Here is a 21,622-nt window from a genome sequence, read left to right on the forward strand (position 1 = left end):
AAAAAGAGCGGCCAATTGACCGCTCTCAACCAACACAAAAACTAAACTAGACTTAATTAGACGAAATCAAGATTTTCACAAACCCTGAATCGTCGATGCAAATATACGATATATTTTTTATACAACCAAATAATTATGCGCCTTTTTACACTTTTCTGCAAAATTTTAAAGTTTTATTGTTTTTGATAACAAATATTGGTCAAGTATTGTCATGGCAGCCATGGCTTCTACTATCGGTACGGCGCGTGGCAGCACACATGGGTCATGTCGTCCTTTGGCTTTGAGGTTCACTTCTTCGCCGTCTTTGTTTACGGTCGTCTGGTCTTTCAGCAGTGTTGCTATGGGCTTGAACGCTATTCTGAAGTAGATGTCCTCGCCGTTGCTTATGCCTCCCTGTATGCCTCCGCTGTTGTTCGTTCTTGTGGCTATGCGCCCGTTGTAATTGAAGAATAGGTCGTTCACTTCGCTTCCGCGTCTGGCGCTCATGCCAAATCCTGCTCCAAACTCAATGCCTTTCACGGCGTTTATGCCCAGCATGGCACTTCCGAGGGCTGCATGCAGCTTGTCAAACTCGGGCTCTCCGAGTCCTGCCGGGCAGCCTTTTATCACGCACGTAATTGTTCCGCCTATGGTGTCGCCCTCAGCCTTAACCTCCGAAATAAGTTTTATCATCTCTTCGGCTTTAGCCTTGTCGGGGCATCTTACAATGTTTTCCTCGGCCGACTCAAGGTCGTATTTACTGTAGTCGCTGTCGAGAGCGATGGTGCCAACCTGTGATGTGTAGGCATTAACTGATATACCTAAACGCTTTAGAGCCAGCTTGGCCAGCGCTCCGCCTACGCATCTGCTTATGGTTATTCGTGCCGATGAGCGGCCTCCGCCCCTGTGGTCACGTATCCCATATTTGTAATTATATGTAAAGTCTGCATGCGACGGACGGAAAACGTCCTTCATGTTGTCATAGTCGGACGATCTTTGATTGGAGTTTCTCACGATGAAGCCGATGGGGCAGCCCGTAGACTTGCCTTCAAACACTCCGCTCAATATTTCAACCTTGTCGGCCTCCTTCCTCGCTGTTGTTATGGCGCTTTGTCCCGGTTTTCTTCTGTCAAGCTCGCCTTGTATGAAATCAAGGTCGATGTCTATTCCTGCCGGATATCCGTCTACAACTCCGCCGACAGCCTCGCCGTGGCTTTCGCCGAAGGTGGTCAGTCTGAACAATTTTCCGAAAGAGTTACTCATGTTTTGCAGAACCGTTTTTACTTTAACATAAAAAATCGGCAAAACGGCTACAGCGCTTGTCGTGTCATAGCCTTTTGCCGTTATAGGTTCAGGTCTGTTGCCGTATTTGCCTATATGCTTTTCAGACCTTTGTCTGTGCTGTTCTTTTCTTTAGTTGCAGCAGCATCCGTTGCCGCCTTCGTGTCCGTGGTGGCATCCTTCGCCGTGCTCATGGTGGCATCCCTCACCATGTCCGTGATGACATCCTTCGCCATCTCCGTGGTGATGTCCGCAGCAACAGTCGCCTCCGTCTTCGCCATGGTGTCCGCAGCAGCATCCTTCGCCGCTCATGCGGTTGATAAGACCCTGAATTTCTTCGTTAGTAGCCTCTCTAGACTCAACGATATGTCCTTTGAAATTGAGTGTCTTGCCTGCCAGCGGGTGGTTGAGGTCCACTCTAACCTTGTCTTCGCCTACTGATACAACTTTTGCCAAAAATCTGTTTCCGTCTTCGTTCTGCAGCGGAATAATGGCGTCTTTATATATGTTGTCATGGTCGAAGTGTCCGTTTATGCAGAAGATGTTCTTGTCAAGGTCGAGCACATGCTCTTCCTCATAGTCGCCGTACGCCTCGTCTTTCGACAGGGTGATGTCAAATTCTTCACCCTTGTTCAGCCCGGCAGTGGCATTCTCGAATGCATCGAGCGTTATGCCGTATCCGCTGATAAACTGGAACGGCTCATTATCGGTAGCCTCTTCAACGAGTTCGTTAGAGTTGTTGTCTACAACATACAGTCTGTAAGCTACTGCTATGTATTTGTTCTTGTTACTTTCCATTTCTTGACTAAAATTTTCTTTTGAGTGCAAAGATAATGCAATTTGTGCTCAGAATAAAATAAATCGTGTTTAAATTTTCTGTTTTTCTGTTTATTCTCATGCCCGTTTCTTGTTCTCGTGCCCTGTCTTTGCCTGTTTTGGGTGCATCTTTTGTTGCCGTTTTGAACGGATGAAGGGGTATTGTCTTACTTTATGTTACAAATATTTTGCAGTTATTTCATATTGTTGTAATATATTGTAAACAGATTGCTAAAAGTATTTTAAATATTTGATTTAGGTCAAAAAAGTAAGCTGTTAACGCAAACAGCATGATATTTTTGCTTCGCTTTGTCGGATTTTGATGTATCTTTGCACCGTCGAAAGACAAAAAGAGATAAATAAATTTAGGATAACGAGCTGAGGCGATTCGTGAGAAAAGAGCCGGGGCTCAAGGTAAAATGAAAATTTAAGGATTATGAAAAGATTGTTTTTAACCGTCGTAGCTGTGCTCAGCATGACTATGACATTTGCAGAAGATGAGAAGTTGAACAACGTTGAGAGCGCAAAAGCTTACAACATGGAAGTTAACTACGGCAAGCTTGCCGACTTCCTCGGTCTTTCTTCAGACCAGCTTGAGGCTGTTCAGGACATTCACACTTCATTCTGCGCAGACATGTTGAATGCTGCCAACGCTAATTCAGACGAGCGTGCATCTATGGTTAACGGTGCAGTAGAGAAAGACTTGAAGTACATGCGTAACGTTCTTACCGGTGATCAGTTCCGCAAGTATCTGATGCTTCTGAACGTAACATTCAACAACCGTGGCATAGAAAGATAATCATTATCGTATATCAGGAAGTCCGCCTGTGCGTAAGCTCAGACGGACTTTTTTTGTTTTGTGTCCTGACTGCCATATTTGTATGTGTCGTTTGGCATTTTGCTGTATCTTGTTATTGTGTCTCATTATCGCGGTATGGTATTCTGAAATGTAATGAAATATTACCGCTGAAACAGAAAACTTTTTTATTTTGACGCTCTCAGAATGGCGTTGCTCTTTATGAAAGTATTTTTTCTCTGAAAAATAGCCGGATATTGTAATCTTTTCTAAATTGCACTATATCAGCAGTTTATCATATCCTGTCATGTAGACGTAAGTCGGATGTTGCCCAATATGTGCCCTTTTGTGTTGCAAAAGCATAGGTTTCTGCATGCAAAACGGCAAGTTTTACCTGCTGAAATCAATGCTTTTTTGATTAAAAACAAGTGCTTTTTAGGTTCTAAGAGATGCCGCTTGTGAATATAGGTTAATTTATTGCTGCTGTTGATTGCGTCAAATTAACTTATGTTAGCAGTATGATTCCTATTTTACAGAAAACTCATGACATTATTTTTGACTTTTTCTTGAAAATATTTTCGTGAGTCTGTTGACTTTAATTTAGTGCAAAACCCAGTCGTTACGGCCATGGCCTAATCATTTTTAGGTATTGTCAGAAACCCTATTTTTAGGTATTGCAGTATATTTTCTTGTACGTTATCTTTGCAGCCGTAAAGACAAATAACTCATAAATGATAAAATTGATATGGAAAAGACATGTATAATTTACGGTTCGTCAACGGGAACCTGTCAGGCCATTGCCGAGAATATAGCCGGCAAGCTGGGTGTGGGAGCTGCCGACGTGCTTGACGTTTCAAGTATAGACGCTTCAACTCCGGATGCTTACACAAATCTGATTTTGGGCACTTCTACATGGGGAGCAGGCGAACTTCAGGACGACTGGTACGACGGACTTGAGACACTTAAGCAGGCCAACCTTTCCGGAAAGACCATTGCTCTGTTTGGCTGCGGCGACAGCGAGTCGTATGGCGACACGTTCTGTTCGGCTATCGGCGAGATATACAATGCGCTTAAAGACAGCGGAGCAAAGTTTGTCGGTGCCGTTTCGACAGACGGCTACACCTATGACGATTCAGCTGCCGTGGTAGACGGCTGTTTTGTGGGGCTTGCGCTCGACGATGTCAATGAGCCGGACAAGACAGACTGCCGCATCGACGCATGGCTTGAAAGTATAAAGAACAGTCTTTAGTTAATTTAAAACAACATGAATTATGAGAACGGATGCCCTTATTACAGAGATACTGCCGCCTGACATGAAGGTGCTGATGAACCATATTTACGAGTATAAGAAAGGTGTGCGCCAGATGGTGCTCTTCACTTTCAACAAGAGATATGAGGACTATGCCACGGCGCGCCTTAAGCGGCAGAACATCAGCTATATACTTCAGCCGGTGGGCAACGACCGCATAAACTTGTTCTTCGGCCGCAAGCAGTGTCTTGAGGCTATCCGTCTCATGGTTACACGGCCGTTGAGCCAGCTCACGCCTGAGGAAGACTTCATCCTCGGAGCTATGCTCGGCTATGATATCTGCGCGCAGTGTGAGCGCTATTGTGAGCGCAAATGCCGCAGCTGCATGAAGGCACAATGACGTAAAGTAGATGATAAACTTTTTAGAAATCTTGTTCGCTAAGTAAAATTCATAATGTTTTTGTATACACTGATCGTGGCCGGCTGTGAAGTCGGCCACGTCTTGTTCGTAAAGTTATGTTGGCTGCCGTGTCTTTCCGTATGCCGCCATTCTGTGGTATTACGTTTTATATGTTTAATTTGTTTCTTATTATTTGTAGGAACAAATAATTTTCATTATCTTCGCAAATAAATAAGATTAGTGTGTATGATAGAATATTTTGCCGATAATTTGTGGCAGATGTGGACTCTCATAGCCATTGTCTGTCTTATAGTAGAGCTTACCAACGGAGACTTCTATGTGATGTGTTTTTCCATTGGTGCGCTGCTTACGGTTCTTGTCTCGCTGTTTGTGCCGGGTTTTTATCTGCAGCTTTTCCTGTTTTTGCTGTTTTCGGTGTTGTGCATATTCTTTGTGCGTCCGTTTGCCATAAAGTATCTGCATGGCAGCCGTAAGGAGCGCCTTAGCAATGCCGATGCCATTATAGGCCGTACAGGCCGCGTCAGCGAGACCATCGTTGAAGGCGGATACGGGCGCGTGGCCATAGACGGTGACGACTGGAAAGCCGTCACGGCCAATGGCGAAAGTGTGGCTGTAGGGCAGAGCGTAAGGGTGATAGGGCGCGAGAGTATTATCATCACGGTAGAGAAAATTTGATTTAATAACCTAATAATCTTTTAAATTATGGACATCGTTGCTTATATCTTTATTGCGCTAATTATATGTGCGCTCATCGTAGTGAAGAAGAGTCTTGTCATCATACCTCAGTCGGAAACAAAGATTATAGAGCGTCTCGGCAAGTATTATGCCACGCTGAAACCCGGAATAAACATCATCATACCGTTTATTGACCGCGCCAAGGAGATTGTAACCATGCGCCGCGGCCGCTACATCTACAGCAACTCTATCGACCTTCGTGAGCAGGTTTACGACTTCGACAAGCAGAACGTGATTACAAAAGACAATGTGCAGACGCAGATCAACGCCCTGCTTTATTTTCAGATTGTAGACCCGTTCAAGGCTGTTTATGAGATAAGCAATCTGCCCAATGCTATCGAGAAACTTACGCAGACCACTCTGCGTAACATCATCGGAGAGCTTGAACTCGACCAGACGCTCACATCGCGCGACACGATAAACACCAAGCTGCGCGCCGTGCTCGACGATGCCACCAACAAATGGGGTATTAAGGTTAACCGCGTTGAGCTCCAGGACATCACACCTCCTGAGAGCGTGCTTCAGGCAATGGAGAAGCAGATGCAGGCAGAACGCAACAAGCGCGCCACCATTCTTACGAGCGAGGGCGAGAAGGCTGCTGCCATACTTAAGTCGGAAGGCGAGAAGACAGCCATAATAAACAAGGCTGAGGCCGACAAGCAGATGGCCATACTCAACGCCGAGGGCGAAGCTCAGGCCAAGATACGCAAGGCTGAGGCCGAGGCAATAGCCATACAGAAGATTACTGAAGCTGTGGGCAAGAGCACCAATCCTGCCAATTATCTGTTGGCACAGAAGTATATCAAGATGCTCGAAGACGTTGCCAGCGGCGACAAGACCAAAACCGTTTATCTGCCTTATGAGGCCACAAACCTTATGGGCAGCATAGGAGGAATAAAAGATTTGTTTAAGTCAGAATAATAACTTTAAAATTTTTATGGTATAAGGAGACGCGAATAAGTTATAATGCCGGTTGGTGCCGAAGGTTGCTGCCGTTGGTGGCAGCGGGCCGTTATGGTGATGTTTCACTGTCAGGCCGCTGCTCAAATAGTGCGGCCGTTAGTCATTGCCTTATTAAGTCTATATAGAGTTCCGGCCGGATAACAGTTTGCGTTTCTCCGTTTATTTTATTTGTTATGTTGAATATTTGTATAGTTGCCGGCGCACGGCCAAACTTTATCAAAGTGGCTCCGCTTGTGAGAGCCGTTATCAAGGCCAAGGAAGAAGGCCGCGAAATCGACTACCGTCTGGTTTATGCAGGAACAAAAGAAGACGCCACGCTTGAGTCGTCTCTTTTCAGTGACCTCGAAATCAGTGAGCCTGATGTTTACCTGGGCGTCGACTGTGTCAGTCTTAATGAACTTACAGGCCGTGTCATGGCCGAGTTTGACAAATATCTTGAAGCCAATCCTGCCGATGTGGTTATCGTTGTCGACGACTTGGCTTCAACAATGGCTGTTGCCATTGTTACAAAAAAACACGGCGTTACGCTTGCGCACCTCGTGGCAGGAACACGTTCGTTTGACATCAAGATGCCGAAAGAAATCAACCGTCTTGTCATCGACGGCCTTTCAGATCTTCTTTTCACGGCCGGTATGGGCAGCAACAGCATCGTTACGCGCGAAGGTGCCGAGCTGTCGCAGGTCTACATGGTGGGCAACATCCTTATGGATACGCTGCGCTACAACCGCGCCCGCTTTGTGCGTCCTGCCGTCCTCGATGAACTTGGCATCAGCGACAACCGCTATCTGGTTTTCACTCTTAACCGTAAGGCTCTTATTGCAGATGCCGACAACCTGAAGAAGATGGTTGTTGCCATGTGTCGTGCTGCCGGTGACATTAAGATTGTGGCACCGCTCCGTTCTGCGGCTAAGGCCGTTGTTGAGCAGTTTGCGGCAGAATGCGGCAATCTTGTCATTGTCAATCCTCTGTCATATCTTGAGTTTGGTTATCTAACGGCTAATGCCATGGGTATTGTTACCGACTCGGGCAATGTGGCAGAAGAAGCCACCTTCAACAGCATTCCCTGCATAACGCTTAACAGCTATACAGAGCATATAGAGACGGTTAAGTGCGGTTCAAACGTGCTTGTTGGCGAGAATGCAGAAAAACTGGCTGAAGCCGTTGCCGACATGGTTGGCGGAAATTGGAAGAAATGTTCGTTGCCCGACCGCTGGGATGGTCGCACGGCAGAGCGTATTGTGCAGATTCTTTTAGAAATGAAATAACAAAATGGAAAGGAAGGTTGTTTTGATTACCGGTGCCACAAGCGGTATTGGCGAAGCTTGTGCGCGTAAGTTTGCCGAGGGAGGTTACGATTTAATCCTTACAGGACGTAATGAGGAGAAACTTAAGGCAATATGTGAAAAGGTAAAGGCGTTTGGAGCTGACGTGCTGCCGCTGACATTTGATGTCAGAGACCGCGGAGCTGCCACTGCGGCTGTTGAGTCGTTGCAGGGAAAATGGAAGACTGTCGACGTGCTGATAAACAATGCTGGTCTTGCTCTTGGACTCGACAAGGAGTATGAGGGCGATTGGGAAGATTGGACAACAATGATTGATACCAATATAAAGGGACTGCTCATAATGACGCGTCTCGTTGTTCCTGCTATGGTAGAACGCAACAAGGGCCATATCATCAATATCGGTTCTGTGGCAGGTGATGCTGCTTATGCCGGAGGAAATGTTTATTGTGCTACTAAAGCTGCTGTGAAAGCTCTTTCTGACGGACTGCGTATCGATGTTGCACACACAGCTGTGCGTGTTACAAACGTTAAGCCCGGGCTGGTTGAAACCAATTTCAGTGTTGTCCGATTCCATGGCAATCAGGAGAAGGCCGACAATGTATATAAAGGAGTTCAGCCCCTTACCGGCGATGATATAGCTGATGTCGCATTCTATGCAGCAAGTGCTCCTGAGCATGTGCAGATTGCTGAAGTGCTTGTTCTTGCTACGCATCAGGCCAACGGTACGGTCATCGACCGTAATCCTGACAGGGTGGAGCATCTTTCATAATGAGCCGGTTGGTGTACAGTGTTGGCCCATCACGCCTGTATGCTGTTTGCAATATACTTGAATAGATGTTTCATCTGGTCTGTTAGTTTGTTGGCAATATAATCCATGACAGATTTACTGTATTACATAAACGAAAGAGGGACAAACCGTTTAGGCTTGTCCCTCTTTCGTTTATGGCCTATATTTTAAAATATAACATCATGTCTTTTTATTTGGCATCCTTGTTTTTGTCGCCTTCAGACATTTGTTTTTGTATTGTTATTTTACGGCATATTTCTTCTTGTTGATGATGTAAACACCTCTTGTCAGGCCGTCAAGTGCATTGTCTGCCTTTACGTTAGAGCGGATTTTTTGTCCTGCAATATTATATACATCAACATTATCGTTTGCGCCGTTGGTTATGCTTTCGATACCGGTTGACACTGTGTTTTTGTATAGACATACAGCTGTCTGTTGGCTGCTGGCCTTGTAGCAGGCAAAGCGCGGCTGCATTTTGTTGTAATTGATAAATCTGTCAGGGTAGGCTTTGTTGCCTATTTCCGTGTTGCCGTTGCTTATGCTTATTTCCCACAATGCGTTGTCCGTGTCAGCGTCGGTCTTGTTTCCCAGTTTATTATCACTGCTGTTCAGAGACAGATAGACGTTTTCGGTAGCATCATAGAACGTATAGTATCCGTTGGATGTTCCGAGGATAAGCTGGTAAGGCTTGCCGTCCTTGTTGACTTCTGTAGTTATCTGATTGTCTGATATGCTCACTGTTGCGCTGTTTCTTACATTGTTGTTTCCGCTTTCAGCCAATGCAGTTCCTGCCTCTTCACACACGATGATATAACCGTATCCCACAGTGAGGTCATCGGCAGACATAACCTTTTTGTAAGTTTGCTCGCCTTCTATCGGGTCTGGATCAGGATCAGGGTCAGGGTCGGGATCCGGGTCGGGAGTTGTTCCTGTTTCAGGTTCAACGTAGTTGTCGTAACTGAAACTGTCTGCGGTGTTGTTGCCCCATACATATTGTTCAAGTCCCGGATAGTCGACATAAGGATTTCTGTTCTGTTGGAATCCGTACACGGCATTGTTTCTGTCTATCTCCTTTTGGCTCACAGGATCTTCAGCAGCCCATTTCAGCAGCATCTTCAATGCCCATTCGGTCAGTGCCGGATACTTGTTGTGGGCCAGCATGTCGCTGTTCCAGGTTGATACATTCTCTTCATAGCAAGTAACCATATAGAAGTATATGCGTGCGAAGTCGCCTTTGTATTCGTCGTTTGGTTCAAATACAATGCCGCTGTATCCGCTGACAGACGAAGGGCCTAGTTTGCTGAAGCCTCCTGCTGATGTGTATGAGGGGCTGTCTGTTTCGCCAAAAGGATAGTTGCTTCGTCTTCCGTTGACGTATCCGTCGGTTGGTACGAGATGAACGAGGTCGGTATACATCGGCCTGGCATCATTAAACCAACTTTTTGGCATAGAGTGCTCGCGGTTATATACATCACCTTCGTTTTTATAGTTTCCAGCCTGGTCGGAGCCGAAAGTAAAGTTTGTGATACCTGAATACATATCCCATACTTTTCCGTCGTTGCGTACGTCTGTTGTTCTGAAACAGTCCCACAGAGCGTCGTATGACAATTCCTTGTGATTCCTGATAATTTCAGAAAGCGCTGTTTTCAGTTCGCTTCCTTTCTTTCCGTCAGCGTTCTTGTAGTAAGTTCCGCTGTTGTTGGGTCCTTGCGCAAACAGTTGAGTCAGCATCAAGATCAGGCTGTTCAGCACGACCGTTCTTTTAAGGTTGATCATATTTTAAGTTTTATGTTTATTTTATAAAAGCCAAAAGAGGTTATTTTCTGGTTTTCTTGCCTCTCTTTTCCCATTCTATAATACCTCCGTCAAGGTCTATCACCTTGTATCCTTCTTCAGCCAGAAGTTGGGCTGCGTCAGCGCTTCTTCTTCCGCTTCGGCAGTAAACTGCAACAGGTTTGTCCTTTTTCAGTATCTTGCGTGCCTTTGTCATAAAGTCTGGTTGCAGTTTGTCGATGTTAATAACACTGTCGGCATCGATGTGTGCCTCGTTAAACTCTTCTGCTGTCCTTACGTCAAGCAATTGTACGCTGTCTGAAGAAATGACAGTTTCAAATTCATTGGCGTCAACAGTCTTGAAGTTTTGTTGTCCGCAGCTGAACAAGCTGCCTGAAACTAACGTCATGATTGATAAAATTAATCTGTTCATAAAATAAGAAATATTCCGCAAATATACTTATTTTGACTCAAACAGAATATGCCTGCCAAGGATTTTCATATAATTTTATCATATTGGCAGGTTGGCTGTTATTGTTCCTTTGGTAATAAATATTTATACTGACAGAATGAAAAAGGTTGTTATCAGTCTGGCTGTTTCAATGCAAATCTTACCACCAAAGGCAGATGGTCACTGTAGCCGTTGCGGTATCTCCATGCTCTGTATGTGCGGTATGGCTGCACTCCGCCGTATTTTTCATCAGGCTCAAGCATGAAAGTCTGGTCGTTTATTCTTCCGAAGACCTTCATGCCATAAAGCCTTTGGCTCACCATAATATGGTCAATGCTGTTCCACTCGCCTTTATATTTGTATGTAGCTTTGGCTCCGTTGCTGCCTTTAGCGTCATGTGAGGCGTTTTTCATTCCATGAAGCTGCAGTTGCATAAGTGCCTTGCTGTCAGCATAGTCATTAAAGTCGCCGGCAATTATAATGTTTGGGTCACTGCCGGCAAGACGTATTGAGTCGATAGCTCCGCATAATGTCTTGGCGATAAGCATCCTGTGTGGGCGTGTCGGCTTTTCGCCTCCATAGCGGCTTGGCGCATGAACTACGAATATATGCAGCGTGTCATCGGTTATAATTCTTCCTGCCACATACAGTATGTCGCGTGTCGGCCTCATTCCCTCCATCGGTTTTATGCGTAGCGGATAGTGCCGTATTGGCTGAAAATGCATGGGGTCGTATATTAAGGCTACGTCTATTCCTCTTTCGTCAGGCGAGTTGGTCACTAAATATTCGTAATTTGCGTTGCGTAGCAGTGAGCGTTTGGTAAGATCTCGCATAACGCTGTCGTTCTCAACCTCACATAATGCAACGAGGTCGGGCAGATGCCAGTCTTTGCCGTCCATTCCACATGATATGATTGCCTTTGAGATATTGTTCAGCTTATTCCAATATTTTCGTTCTGTCCACTTGCGGTCTCCTTCAGGAGTGAATTCGATGTCGTTTTTCAGACTATCGTGTCTGAAGTCAAAAAGATTCTCACAGTTAAATTCCACAAATGTGAGAAAAGCCGTTAGAAAAAGAAATGTGTTCATGATATTAGTCGTTGTCAGGTTATTAGCTTTGGTCGTTTTTGCAGGAAGGCATATCTGCCGTGAGTTGTTGCCCTATGTCTTATTATCTGTCTATGGCAATGTCACGTTTTACGTTGTCGCGTATCTTTGTTAGATATTCTTTCATGCCTTCGGCGTCTTTGTTGTCAATTATCTCGAGCAGCCGTTTCAGTTCTGTCCTTATCTGTTCCACCTGTTCTGATGTGTACGGATTGAACAGTATTTCCTGTAGCAGAAAATCGTCTTCGTTGAGTACACCTTTGGCAATGTTCATATGGCGTTTGAACGTTGTTCCGGGAGCGTCTTGATGCTTCATGACTGCCGCAAAAACAAATGTGCTGACGAAAGGAATGCTCAGTGAGTAGGCGACTGTTTTGTCGTGTTCTTCAAAAGAATACTCATATATGTTGAGGCCGAGCCGGCTGTACAGATCTTTAAAGAAGATTCGTCCCATGTAGTCGCCTTCGCTTATTATTATGGCGTTTTCATGGCTCAACTGGTTCAGATTGGCAAATGTTGGTCCGAACATAGGATGAGTGGACACGTAGCGATGTCCGCAGTGTTCATAGAAGTTTTTCAGGCCGGTCTTTACAGACGAGATGTCGCTTATTATGCAGTCGGCCGGCAGATGTGGCATAACTTCTTTGAATGCCGATATGGTGTATTTTACTGTAACGGCGTTGATCACAAGTTCCGGACGAAATTCGTCAATCTCATCAAGTGTAGTAAAGCGCAATGTGTTGTAAGTAAATCTCAACCGTTCGGGATTCTTTTCATATACTGCGGTTTCGTGCTCAAAACTGAGCAAATCGAGAAAGAAGCTTCCCATTTTGCCTGCGCCTAATACAAGTATTCTCATGTTTTTCGTATTTTGGTATAAGCAGGCGGTCTGCACGCGCCATCATCAGTTTTATGAATGGCGCGTGCGTTCCGTATACTTATATTATTGGTTTATAATCTCTATTTGTTGTCTTACGGACTCTTCGTGAACAGCTTCAAAAATCGTCTTGATGAAATTTGGGTCCATTCCGCATAGTGAGCCTTGTGCACCTCGTTTATTCAGAATTTCGTTGTAGCGAGACGTCTGCAGAACGGTCATGTTATGTTCCTTCTTGTAATGTCCTATTTCACGGCACACTCTCATTCTTTTTGACAGAAGTTCCATAAGCTGATTGTCGAGGTCGTCAATCTGTTTGCGCAGCGCGCTGATTCCTTCAGTTGTTACGCTTTGGTCACGAATGACGAGAAGTCCCAGTATATAGTCAAGAATGTCGGGAGTTATCTGCTGCTTTGCATCGCTCCACGCCTTGTCAGGGTCACAGTGGCATTCGATAATCAGACCGTCAAAACCCAGATCCATGGCCTGCTGGCAGAGGGGGGCTATAAGTTCACGACGTCCGCCGATATGGCTCGGGTCGCAGAATATAGGCAGTTCGGGTATGCGTCGGCGCAGTTCGATAGGAATCTGCCACATGGGCAGATTGCGGTAAATCTTTTTGTCATAGCTTGAGAATCCGCGGTGTATGGCTGCGATGCGCTTTACGCCGGCCTGATTGATGCGTTCCATGGCTCCAATCCATAGCTCAAGGTCAGGATTTACAGGATTTTTTACAAGTACGGGTATGTCAACACCTTGCAGACTGTCTGCAATGGCCTGCATGGCAAAAGGATTGGCTGATGTGCGCGCACCTACCCACAGGATGTCAATGTCATATTTAAGGGCCAGTTCAACATGTTCGGGTGTTGCCACTTCTGTAGAAGTTAGCATGCCTGTTTCTTCCTTAACCCTTTTCAGCCACGGCAGAGCGGCCTCACCGTTGCCCTCGAAGCCTCCGGGCTTTGTGCGTGGCTTCCACACACCGGCACGGAATATATGGCAGCCTTTGTAAGCCAGCTGGCGTGCTGTCTCTATAACCTGTTCTTCTGTTTCTGCTGAACATGGGCCTGCTATTACGGTAAGTTTTTCGTTGTCGCTGGGAAGGTTCAGCGGTAGTAAATCAAGTTCCATAATTGTATTTTCTTTTATTTGTTGTTTCGAATGTTAGTAAGTATCATTTCTGCTTCATGCCCTTTATGCGGCTGAGAGCCTCCTCAATCTTGTCGTCTTTTGCACACAGCGATATGCGTATATATCTTTCGCCGTTGCTCCCGAATATAAATCCCGGGGTGATGAACACTCTTGCCTCATGCAATACACGTTCTGTGAGTTCCTCTGCATCGTTATATTTCTCAGGAATTTTGCCCCACAGGAACATTCCGACCTGTTTGGGGGCGAATGTGCAGCCGAGTTCTTTCATTATTTGTTCGGCTGTGTCGCGCCTTCTTCTGTATGTCGTTATGTTTGCCTGGTGGTGCCATTCATCGCTGTTATTATATGCCTCGGCGGCGGCAAACTGTATTCCGCGGAATGTTCCCGAGTCAATGTTGCTCTTTATTTTGAGAATCCATTCGATAAAACGGCTGTTTGATGCACACATGCCGACGCGCCATCCCGGCATGTTATGACTCTTGCTCATGGAGTTGAACTCTATGCAGCAGTCTTTTGCCTCAGGAATTTGCAGCAGCGACAACGGTTTCTCGTTGAGAATGAACGAGTATGGGTTGTCATTCACCACAACTATTGAATGTCTTTTTGCAAAGTCTACAAGTTTGCGGTATGTATCCTCCTGCGCATTTGCTCCTGTAGGCATGTTTGGATAGTTGGTCCACATCAGTTTCACCTTGCTCAGGTCCGTTTTCTCAAGCTCATCAAAGTCAGGCTGCCATCCGTTGTCTTCACGCAGATTATAGTTGACCACCTTTGCGCCAAGTATTTTGCTGAGCGAAGTGTAGGTAGGGTATCCGGGATTAGGCACCAGCACCTCGTCTCCGGGATTGACAAAGGCAAGCGTTACGTGCAGTATGCCTTCCTTTGAGCCTATGAGCGGCTGTATTTCTTTCTGAGGGTCAAGGTCAACATTGTACCAGCGTTTGTAAAATCCGGCCATGGCTTCACGCAGTTCCGGCGTTCCCATTGTGGGCTGGTAGCCGTGTGAACCGTCTTGTCGTGCCACTTCGCACAGTTTGTTTATCGCGGCTTCAGACGGCGGCATGTCCGGACTGCCTATTGCCAGGCTTATTATGTCCTTGCCTTTGGCGTTAAGCCTTGCCACCTCTTTCAGCTTGCGGCTGAAGTAATATTCGCTTACAGCCGAAACTCTTTCTGCCGGCTTTATGTTATGGTTTGGGTTGTTTTCCGTCATCTTGGTATTCTCCTAAAATTTTAAGTTCCTTTGTCAGCGGCATTATTGCGTCTATGCTTTGGCGATAGCGGGTCAGCTGGTTAAATGCGAGGTCAACATAGAACATATATTCCCATTCGTGGCCAATGATAGGCAGTGACTGTATTTTTGTCAGGTTGATTTTGTAGAACGAGAAGATGCTGAGCACCTGTGAAAGGCTGCCTTCCTCGTGAGGCAGAGAGAAAACAATACTTGCCTTGTTTGTCTGTTCGAGCGGACGCAGAAAGTCGGCTTTGTTAGGATTGCTCACAACCAGGAATCTTGTGAAGTTGTGCTTATTGTCCTCAATAGATTCCTGCAGGATTTTCATTCCATAAAGGCGTGCGGCGTTAGCGTTGCATATTGCAGCCCATCCCTTGCATTTGTTCTCAGAGATAAACTTTGCTGCTCCGGCCGTATCTTGAGCTTCTACAGCTTTCATTTCCGGATGTCCGGCAAGAAATCCGCGGCACTGCATAAGTGCGACGGGGTGGGAGTGTACCTCGGTTATCGTTTCCCATGAGTCTTCCGGCAGACAGCATATGCTGTGCTCAATGTGAAGTTTGTGCTCGCCGACGATGGTTGTTCCTGAGTCGCGCAGCAGTTCATAGTTGTGGAGCAGCGAACCTGCTATGGTGTTCTCTATTGCAAGCATGCCTATCACCGTAGGGTCGTGCTTTATGTTATCAAACACTTGTTCAAACGTTGAGCAGCATATCAGCTGTATTTGTTCGTCCTTGAAATACTGATGTGCTGCAATGTCGTGAAACGACCCGATTGAACCCTGTATTGCTATTCTCTTCATGTTTATTTATTATTTTCTTTATAATGAAAAATCCCGCCTCATTGTTATGAAGCGGGACTTGTTTGTATCTTTCTTAAAAGATTGTCTTGTCATAAGTTGAAATCTACACGCAACTTCCCGCTTCACAATTCCTTGCAAAGTAAAAATAAAAGTAAAAGAAAGATGCGTATAAATTATTTCTCATTTTTGATATATTTTCTTATTTGCTTGCAAAAGTATAATATTTAAATGACACCTACAAACATTTTATATTAAAATTTTGTTATAAGGTTTCATTTTTGCTCTTTTATTATTATAATAATGTCTTATTGTATATCAGAACACTCCGTATGGATCCATAGACTTGTATTTCTCCTTCACTTTGTTTTCTATTCCTTCTTCGTCGTTGTTCTCGGGCAGCTGTGCCGTCAGTTCTTTGGCGTGTTCAATGTCTTCGTTTCCGCCTTTCTCGTCGCCTGTTGCAAGCCGCAGTTCTCCGCGTTCGCGGTATGCATCGATGTTGAACGGATTGGCGTCGGTCACTTTTGTATAGTAATCTATTGCAGCGTCGGTGTTGCCTTTAGCCCGTTCAATTCTGGCTTTCAGCATCATAACGTCTTCGTTGTCCTCGGTGTGTTCAATAAGCCATGTGGCGTCTTCGTCAGCCTCGTCTGTGTCGCCGTTTTTCAGTAATGTCTCTCCGCGCAGCAGGTAGGCGTCGCCATAATCCTCTTTAAGAGATATTGCCTTGGTCAGCATTGCCACGGCGTTGGTTACGTCCTCCTGTCCGATGCACGCCCTTGCATAAAGATACATCACTTCGGCTGTCTTGTCGTCAATGAGCATTGCCTTTTCGCATGCCCCGGCCATGGCTCCGTAGTCTTCCATCATATATGCCACGTTGGCCATGCGGATAAATATCTGCTGATTGTCAGGTTGTGCCTCGGCCAGTTTCTGCAGCTGTTCGTAGGCCAGCGTAAGTTCGCCGGTGCGTATGTATGCTTGCGACAGATAGTCGTGTATTTCGAGATCGTCCTGCATCTGCAGGGCATGAGTGAAGCATCTTATTGCAAATTCGGCCTGACCGGCGCGCAGTGCACGCACGCCGTCATATTTCAACACGTCGAAGTTTTTAGCCTCTTCGGCCTTTTTCTTTTCTTCCGGCTTTTCTTCTTTACTGCCGAACAGAGCTTTGAAGAATTTCATATTTTAGTATGGTGTTTGTTGTTTTTTATAATATTAATTTAGTGTGCCGGATGCCATGCGCCCGTTTTTTTAGTCGTTGCATGTCAGGCGCGGCATCATGCGGCGTTAATTGTGCAAATATACTAATTTGTGATGATATCTGCAAATAAAACGTCAATGTTTGTCCTTGCCGACGGCGCCTTGTCTAGAGTCGTGTTTTTCTGTCCATGCATTGCCCCGTATGCGTATAGGCTTTTACTTCATATAGCTGCAATATGTCTGACTAAGAATGAATTAGAGTTAATTATGATGAAAAAAGGCAGTATTATTTTGAGTTTTCATGCTTACGGATTAATTTTGCCTGTGATGAAAAAGTTGTTGATTATATTGTTTTTATGTGTGTCGGCAGTTTCTGTTTATGCTCAGGAAGACAGACGGCACATAGCTGTTACCGACACGATTGGCGGCTCTGATATGATGCCGCAGAACGAAATAATAGGTTCTGCCGACGGTCCTACTCATGTTTATCTGCATGACGGCGACTTCGGCGTAGGCATGCCGCAGACCGACTCGCTCCACCTTCCTGCTTTCGATTCGCTTGGGCGTATGTATGTCAACATGTATCCGCTCGACTGGTGCGGCGCATATAACTGGGATTTGCACAAAGGACTTAATGTTAATCTTGGCGCATCTGTTTTTGCCTCGTTCGGCAAAGGTGCATGGCATGGTTCGGGGTTTGGGCAGAACATCGCCGCAATGTATGCCATACCCGTAAATAACAAGCTGTCGATAGCCGTTGGCGGATATCTCAATCATCTTTATTGGACAAGCGACTCATACATGGATGCAGGGCTCAACGCCGTGATAGGCTATAAGTTTGACGAGCATTGGGAAGGTTATATCTACGGACAAAAGTCGCTTTCTAACAAGCGCATGCCTTATCCTCTTTATGATATTGGCAATATTGGCGACCGTATAGGCGCAGCCGTAAAATATAACTTCAGTCCGAGCTTCAGCATTCAAGTGGCCGTCGAAGGACGGACGATGAAGTAAATGATACAGACTTTTTTGTTATGAATGGCAATTCTATGTTTGAGTTGTCATTATTTTAGTTGTAGTGTACGTCTATTTAAGGAAATCCTGTAAATTATAATTTAAATAATCAATAGTAAAATCGATATGGAATATAAGGATTTGATGTTTGAAGTGAATACTACTGTTGGAAAGATAGAAAGAAAGAAGAATGGTTTTAATCTCTTTCTGTCAATGTTCAATTGGTATAACGAGAAATATTTGCATTCAAGTTTTATAAGTATGATGTTATCACTTGATGAAAGATATCTCAAGCTGTTCATTGAGGAAATAAAAAAGAATGATGATAAAGGTAATTTTTGTGTTGAGGATTTTTGTAAATGCGATGTCTTCCCCAATATAAATGATCACGCAGAAAAACTAAATATAGATATTTTGATTACTTCAAAGACAACAAATAAGGTAATTATCATCGAGAACAAAACATTTGCAAAAGACAGAATAGTAGATGGTAACCCACAGCTTTTAGGTTATGGGAAGAAGATTATAGAATCAGCAGAATTCGAAAATATTAGGGATGAGAAAGACATTTATTACGTGTATCTGAGTCTTAGAGGTGTGTTCCCTTCTGAAAAAGAAGAGTTTAAGGATAAGAATTTGATAACAATAAGCTATGATGTCAACATAAGAAACTGGATTAAAAAATGTAGTGGGTTAGAAACAGATGGCTTTAAGAAGAGTTTGATGCAACAATATCTTGATATGATTGATTTTGCTCTACCTGATATAAAAGACATTCTTTATTTAAAAAGATTGGTTGCAGGAAATCTTGACGAATTATTTCGTATGTATACTTCTAACGAAAATAAAGATGCATCTTTTAAAGATGCAATGAAACATGTGATGTGGCATACAATAGATGATTTTATTACTGATTTGATTAATAAAATGAAATGCATAGAAGGCATTACCTTTAATATTCCCGTATCTAATGGAGAATTTCAAATCAATAAGACAGATTTGCATCAAAAAATCACTCGAATGGCTCACAATAAGACAGGTAAAGCAGATGTTCCGTTTAATTATAAAGGTGAATCTTACAATATATGCTTTAGTAGTAAGGGTATAGAGCTGAGTGTTGATGATGAAAAATCAAAAGAGATTGATTATTTAAGCGGAATCAACTTCTGCAATTTTAAATGCCGAGAAACTTTTGATATGATAAACAAAGACGAAGCTAATATAGAGATAGAAAAGGTAATTGATAAGATAAAATCAAAATTGAATATTACGGAATAATGATTGGCGATTTTATTTTAAATAAAAACGTACTGAAATACTAAAAATAAATGGCTGAGTTTTGCATAAAAACTCGGCCGTTTTCGGTTAAAAAGTGGCCGAGTTACGATGTGTAAACCTATGGTTAATGATCTGAAAGTATAAATGCTGTTTTTGCTTAAATGATTTCTTTAAAAAGCCAGTAAATTATATTACTTGTAATTAAAATAAATGCAAAAAGTTACGATTTTTGAGGCATTGTTAGATACGCTGTCTTTTTATCGTAACTTTTTGCATTATATCGTGGTCTTTTTTATTGCTATTTATTGCTTCATAAATTTCAGTCGCAGACTGTTCATCACCACGCTGATACTTGAAAATGCCATGAGCGCGCTTGCCCACATCGGAGTTATCTGCCAATGGGCGCCGAATAAGTATGGCAGTCCGGCTGCAAGAGGTATGCATACCACATTATATATAAATGCCCCAAACAGATTTTGATGTATCATGCCTACGGTCTGTCTAGACAGTTTTATCGCGTAGGCAATTCTGCGCAGGTCGGTTCCCATCAGTGTTACTTGGGCTACGTCTATTGCTATGTCGGTTCCTTTGCCCATGGCGATGCTTACGTCGGCGGCAGCCAGTGCCTGAGTGTCGTTAATACCGTCGCCTACCATTGCCACGTGATGTCCTTCTGATTGCAACTTTCTTACCATGTCTTCTTTATCCTGCGGTATAACGCGGCTCTTCCAGTGGGTTATTCCGGCTTTGTCGGCCCAATATTTGGCTGCTTCCTCCTTGTCGCCGCTCATCATATACACCTCTACGCCCTCGTCATGAAGCATCTGCATGGCCTCGCGAGCTCCGGGCTTTAGCGTTTCTCGCTGGTCAAGCGTCAGCGAGTCGGCTTTGGTGAAGTCAACATCTTTATTAGGAATGGTCAGTGTACCGGTCTTGTCAATCACAATGGCATCAATGTTTCGCATGTTTTCAAGGGCTGTTGCGTCCTTTATCAGGATGTTGTTGCGTGCCGCCCTGCCTATGCCAACCATCAGAGCTGTGGGCGTGGCCAGTCCGAGAGCACATGGACATGCTATAACCAATACTGATACGGCGGAAAGAACTGCGCGCGGGAGCTGACTGTCGCCGCCGACTGCATACCATAAAATAAACGTTATTAGCGACAGGCACAGCACAGCCGGTACGAAGACACGGGCAATCTTGTCTGCCACGCGCTGCACCGGTGCCTTGCTGCCCTGGGCCTCCTGCACCATTCTTATTATCTGTGCCAGCATAGTCTTGTCGCCTGTCGCCTCAGCACGGAAACGGATGGTGCCCTGTTTCAGTATTGTTCCTGCAAACACCTTGTCGCCTTCGCTTCGCCGTGCAGGAGTAGGTTCGCCCGTAATCATACTTTCGTCTATATAAGTCTCGCCTGTTGTTATCGAACCGTCTACGGGAACCTTTTCTCCGGCTCTAACCTCAATAATGTCGCCTGAGCCAAGAGCAGCAATCGGCACTTCGTCTATGCTGTCCCCGTTAATAAGGTGCGCTGTCTTAGGAGCCATGCCCATAAGGGCCCTGATGGCAGATGCCGTGCTGCTTTTTGCACGTTCTTCAAGCACGCGTCCTGTAAGCACGAAAGTGATAATCATTACCGATGCGTCATAATATGTATGATTTTCTATGCCGCGCGAGCCCCAAAAAGAGTCGCCCCAGAATGTGTTGAACACGCTGAACAGAAAAGATATGAGTGTGCTCATGGCTACGAGCGTGTCCATGTTTGCTGTCTTGTGCATAAGTTGCTTCCAGGCGTTGACGTAAAACATTCGTCCGCAGTAAGCAATGTTTACCAGTGCGATTATCAGCATTGTCTGGTTTGCGGCTGATGTGCTGCCGACATTCAGCCATCTCATGGATATGCCCATGGTCAGGGCGGCAAACACCCACGACGCTGCCATGCGTCTGATCAGCTGACTATATGCATGCCGTTCAATGGCTGCAACCGATTCGTCCTCATCAATCACCAGATCATATCCGGCCTTGATAATCTCATCTTTCATCATCTGCGGCGTTATCACTTTCGGGTCGTATTCTACAAGGGCTGTGCGTGCCGCAAAGTTCACTGCAGCAGAACTTATTCCGTTCAGTTCGTTCAGCCTTCTTTCCACGTTGGCTGCGCATCCGGCGCATGCCATGCCTATGACGGCTATCGTCTTTTTTTCCATTGTTTAGTATGTTTTTTAAGTAATGGCATAGCATGGCTGCAAGTCCGGTCTGAGTGCTTTGCCGTTGTGTAATCCCAGGTCGCGCCATTGCTTCTGCCTTTTCTGTGCAAAGGTAGTTATAATGTGTGGTGGAGGCGTTACGAAATAATGGAAAACATTTATAACATTTTGTCGCTATATTGTGTTGGTCAGGCTATACTTTGATGTCGCAACTG

20 protein-coding genes are annotated in these 21,622 nt (G+C 44.8%); 9 read left to right on the plus strand and 11 right to left on the minus strand.

The window, feature by feature from the left end:
- Window positions 1-165: 165 nt before the first annotated feature.
- Window positions 166-1,242: a chorismate synthase gene (aroC, locus tag ACZMIG_RS02905; RefSeq protein WP_487889026.1), complete on the minus strand. Its 1,077-nt coding sequence runs from the start codon at window positions 1,240-1,242 to the stop codon at window positions 166-168.
- Between the two features lie 150 nt (window positions 1,243-1,392).
- Window positions 1,393-2,058, minus strand: coding sequence for an FKBP-type peptidyl-prolyl cis-trans isomerase (locus tag ACZMIG_RS02910; RefSeq protein WP_021853340.1), 666 nt, complete (start codon window positions 2,056-2,058; stop codon window positions 1,393-1,395).
- Between the two features lie 454 nt (window positions 2,059-2,512).
- Between ACZMIG_RS02910 and ACZMIG_RS02915 the strand changes: the two genes are divergently transcribed.
- The 7 genes from ACZMIG_RS02915 (at window position 2,513) to ACZMIG_RS02945 (ending at window position 8,292) form a co-directional block, all read left to right on the plus strand.
- On the plus strand, window positions 2,513-2,875 hold the full coding sequence (locus tag ACZMIG_RS02915) for a hypothetical protein (protein WP_021853339.1): 363 nt from the start codon (window positions 2,513-2,515) through the stop codon (window positions 2,873-2,875).
- 742 nt (window positions 2,876-3,617) lie between these two features.
- A complete protein-coding gene (gene fldA, locus ACZMIG_RS02920) occupies window positions 3,618-4,121 on the plus strand; it encodes a flavodoxin FldA (protein WP_487889027.1) in 504 nt (167 codons plus the stop codon).
- A gap of 22 nt (window positions 4,122-4,143) precedes the next feature.
- Complete coding sequence (locus ACZMIG_RS02925; RefSeq protein WP_302433188.1) at window positions 4,144-4,521, plus strand: DUF2023 family protein; 378 nt, start codon at window positions 4,144-4,146, stop codon at window positions 4,519-4,521.
- Between the two features lie 246 nt (window positions 4,522-4,767).
- Window positions 4,768-5,217 carry an NfeD family protein gene (locus tag ACZMIG_RS02930; protein WP_021853336.1) on the plus strand — a complete coding sequence of 150 codons (450 nt, stop codon included), beginning with the start codon at window positions 4,768-4,770 and terminating at the stop codon, window positions 5,215-5,217.
- Between the two features lie 27 nt (window positions 5,218-5,244).
- Window positions 5,245-6,198, plus strand: coding sequence for an SPFH domain-containing protein (locus ACZMIG_RS02935; protein WP_021853335.1), 954 nt, complete (start codon window positions 5,245-5,247; stop codon window positions 6,196-6,198).
- Window positions 6,199-6,416: 218 nt separating this feature from the next.
- Window positions 6,417-7,505: a UDP-N-acetyl glucosamine 2-epimerase gene (locus tag ACZMIG_RS02940; protein WP_125105317.1), complete on the plus strand. Its 1,089-nt coding sequence runs from the start codon at window positions 6,417-6,419 to the stop codon at window positions 7,503-7,505.
- A gap of 4 nt (window positions 7,506-7,509) precedes the next feature.
- Window positions 7,510-8,292, plus strand: coding sequence for an SDR family NAD(P)-dependent oxidoreductase (locus ACZMIG_RS02945; RefSeq protein WP_418873958.1), 783 nt, complete (start codon window positions 7,510-7,512; stop codon window positions 8,290-8,292).
- A gap of 258 nt (window positions 8,293-8,550) precedes the next feature.
- Here the strand turns inward: ACZMIG_RS02945 and ACZMIG_RS02950 are convergent, their stop codons facing one another.
- From ACZMIG_RS02950 to ACZMIG_RS02985, 8 genes are all read right to left on the minus strand, one after another.
- Window positions 8,551-10,086 (minus strand): endonuclease, encoded by a 1,536-nt coding sequence (locus ACZMIG_RS02950; protein ID WP_418873959.1) that lies wholly within the window; start codon window positions 10,084-10,086, stop codon window positions 8,551-8,553.
- 40 nt (window positions 10,087-10,126) lie between these two features.
- Window positions 10,127-10,492 carry a rhodanese-like domain-containing protein gene (locus ACZMIG_RS02955; protein ID WP_418873960.1) on the minus strand — a complete coding sequence of 122 codons (366 nt, stop codon included), beginning with the start codon at window positions 10,490-10,492 and terminating at the stop codon, window positions 10,127-10,129.
- Window positions 10,493-10,668: 176 nt separating this feature from the next.
- Complete coding sequence (locus ACZMIG_RS02960; protein WP_418873961.1) at window positions 10,669-11,622, minus strand: endonuclease/exonuclease/phosphatase family protein; 954 nt, start codon at window positions 11,620-11,622, stop codon at window positions 10,669-10,671.
- Between the two features lie 82 nt (window positions 11,623-11,704).
- On the minus strand, window positions 11,705-12,499 hold the full coding sequence (locus ACZMIG_RS02965; protein WP_418873962.1) for a prephenate dehydrogenase: 795 nt from the start codon (window positions 12,497-12,499) through the stop codon (window positions 11,705-11,707).
- A gap of 84 nt (window positions 12,500-12,583) precedes the next feature.
- Entirely contained in the window at window positions 12,584-13,648 is a 1,065-nt protein-coding gene (locus ACZMIG_RS02970; protein ID WP_021853328.1) for a bifunctional 3-deoxy-7-phosphoheptulonate synthase/chorismate mutase type II, read from the minus strand.
- A gap of 43 nt (window positions 13,649-13,691) precedes the next feature.
- Window positions 13,692-14,882: a pyridoxal phosphate-dependent aminotransferase gene (locus ACZMIG_RS02975; RefSeq protein ID WP_418873964.1), complete on the minus strand. Its 1,191-nt coding sequence runs from the start codon at window positions 14,880-14,882 to the stop codon at window positions 13,692-13,694.
- Window positions 14,857-15,705 carry a prephenate dehydratase gene (locus ACZMIG_RS02980; protein WP_302433164.1) on the minus strand — a complete coding sequence of 283 codons (849 nt, stop codon included), beginning with the start codon at window positions 15,703-15,705 and terminating at the stop codon, window positions 14,857-14,859. Before ACZMIG_RS02980 ends, ACZMIG_RS02975 begins: the two co-directional genes overlap by 26 nt.
- 315 nt (window positions 15,706-16,020) lie before the next feature.
- Window positions 16,021-16,890: a tetratricopeptide repeat protein gene (locus ACZMIG_RS02985; RefSeq protein ID WP_053397700.1), complete on the minus strand. Its 870-nt coding sequence runs from the start codon at window positions 16,888-16,890 to the stop codon at window positions 16,021-16,023.
- A 345-nt stretch (window positions 16,891-17,235) separates the two neighbouring features.
- On the opposite strand from ACZMIG_RS02985, the gene ACZMIG_RS02990 reads away from it, so the two are divergent.
- Complete coding sequence (locus ACZMIG_RS02990; protein ID WP_487889028.1) at window positions 17,236-17,922, plus strand: hypothetical protein; 687 nt, start codon at window positions 17,236-17,238, stop codon at window positions 17,920-17,922.
- A gap of 126 nt (window positions 17,923-18,048) precedes the next feature.
- The gene (locus ACZMIG_RS02995) at window positions 18,049-19,200 is read left to right on the plus strand and encodes a PD-(D/E)XK nuclease family protein (protein WP_487889029.1); all 1,152 of its coding nucleotides are present in this window, start codon (window positions 18,049-18,051) and stop codon (window positions 19,198-19,200) included.
- Window positions 19,201-19,502: 302 nt separating this feature from the next.
- Here ACZMIG_RS02995 and ACZMIG_RS03000 read toward each other — a convergent pair whose 3' ends face one another.
- The gene (locus ACZMIG_RS03000; protein ID WP_487889030.1) at window positions 19,503-21,407 is read right to left on the minus strand and encodes a heavy metal translocating P-type ATPase; all 1,905 of its coding nucleotides are present in this window, start codon (window positions 21,405-21,407) and stop codon (window positions 19,503-19,505) included.
- Between the last annotated feature and the right edge of the window lie 215 nt (window positions 21,408-21,622).

The organism is Xylanibacter sp. (assembly GCF_057607445.1).

Excerpts from the sequence above, each read along its gene's own strand:
- aroC (WP_487889026.1), bottom strand. The coding sequence starts at position 1,242 with ATGAGTAACTCTTTCGGAAAATTGTTCAGACTGACCACCTTCGGCGAA.
- ACZMIG_RS02910 (WP_021853340.1), bottom strand. The coding sequence starts at position 2,058 with ATGGAAAGTAACAAGAACAAATACATAGCAGTAGCTTACAGACTGTAT.
- ACZMIG_RS02915 (WP_021853339.1), top strand. The coding sequence starts at position 2,513 with ATGAAAAGATTGTTTTTAACCGTCGTAGCTGTGCTCAGCATGACTATG.
- fldA (WP_487889027.1), top strand. The coding sequence starts at position 3,618 with ATGGAAAAGACATGTATAATTTACGGTTCGTCAACGGGAACCTGTCAG.
- ACZMIG_RS02925 (WP_302433188.1), top strand. The coding sequence starts at position 4,144 with ATGAGAACGGATGCCCTTATTACAGAGATACTGCCGCCTGACATGAAG.
- ACZMIG_RS02930 (WP_021853336.1), top strand. The coding sequence starts at position 4,768 with ATGATAGAATATTTTGCCGATAATTTGTGGCAGATGTGGACTCTCATA.
- ACZMIG_RS02935 (WP_021853335.1), top strand. The coding sequence starts at position 5,245 with ATGGACATCGTTGCTTATATCTTTATTGCGCTAATTATATGTGCGCTC.
- ACZMIG_RS02945 (WP_418873958.1), top strand. The coding sequence starts at position 7,510 with ATGGAAAGGAAGGTTGTTTTGATTACCGGTGCCACAAGCGGTATTGGC.
- ACZMIG_RS02950 (WP_418873959.1), bottom strand. The coding sequence starts at position 10,086 with ATGATCAACCTTAAAAGAACGGTCGTGCTGAACAGCCTGATCTTGATG.
- ACZMIG_RS02955 (WP_418873960.1), bottom strand. The coding sequence starts at position 10,492 with ATGACGTTAGTTTCAGGCAGCTTGTTCAGCTGCGGACAACAAAACTTC.
- ACZMIG_RS02960 (WP_418873961.1), bottom strand. The coding sequence starts at position 11,622 with ATGAACACATTTCTTTTTCTAACGGCTTTTCTCACATTTGTGGAATTT.
- ACZMIG_RS02965 (WP_418873962.1), bottom strand. The coding sequence starts at position 12,499 with ATGAGAATACTTGTATTAGGCGCAGGCAAAATGGGAAGCTTCTTTCTC.
- ACZMIG_RS02970 (WP_021853328.1), bottom strand. The coding sequence starts at position 13,648 with ATGGAACTTGATTTACTACCGCTGAACCTTCCCAGCGACAACGAAAAA.
- ACZMIG_RS02975 (WP_418873964.1), bottom strand. The coding sequence starts at position 14,882 with ATGACGGAAAACAACCCAAACCATAACATAAAGCCGGCAGAAAGAGTT.
- ACZMIG_RS02980 (WP_302433164.1), bottom strand. The coding sequence starts at position 15,705 with ATGAAGAGAATAGCAATACAGGGTTCAATCGGGTCGTTTCACGACATT.
- ACZMIG_RS02985 (WP_053397700.1), bottom strand. The coding sequence starts at position 16,890 with ATGAAATTCTTCAAAGCTCTGTTCGGCAGTAAAGAAGAAAAGCCGGAA.
- ACZMIG_RS02990 (WP_487889028.1), top strand. The coding sequence starts at position 17,236 with ATGAAAAAGTTGTTGATTATATTGTTTTTATGTGTGTCGGCAGTTTCT.
- ACZMIG_RS02995 (WP_487889029.1), top strand. The coding sequence starts at position 18,049 with ATGGAATATAAGGATTTGATGTTTGAAGTGAATACTACTGTTGGAAAG.
- ACZMIG_RS03000 (WP_487889030.1), bottom strand. The coding sequence starts at position 21,407 with ATGGAAAAAAAGACGATAGCCGTCATAGGCATGGCATGCGCCGGATGC.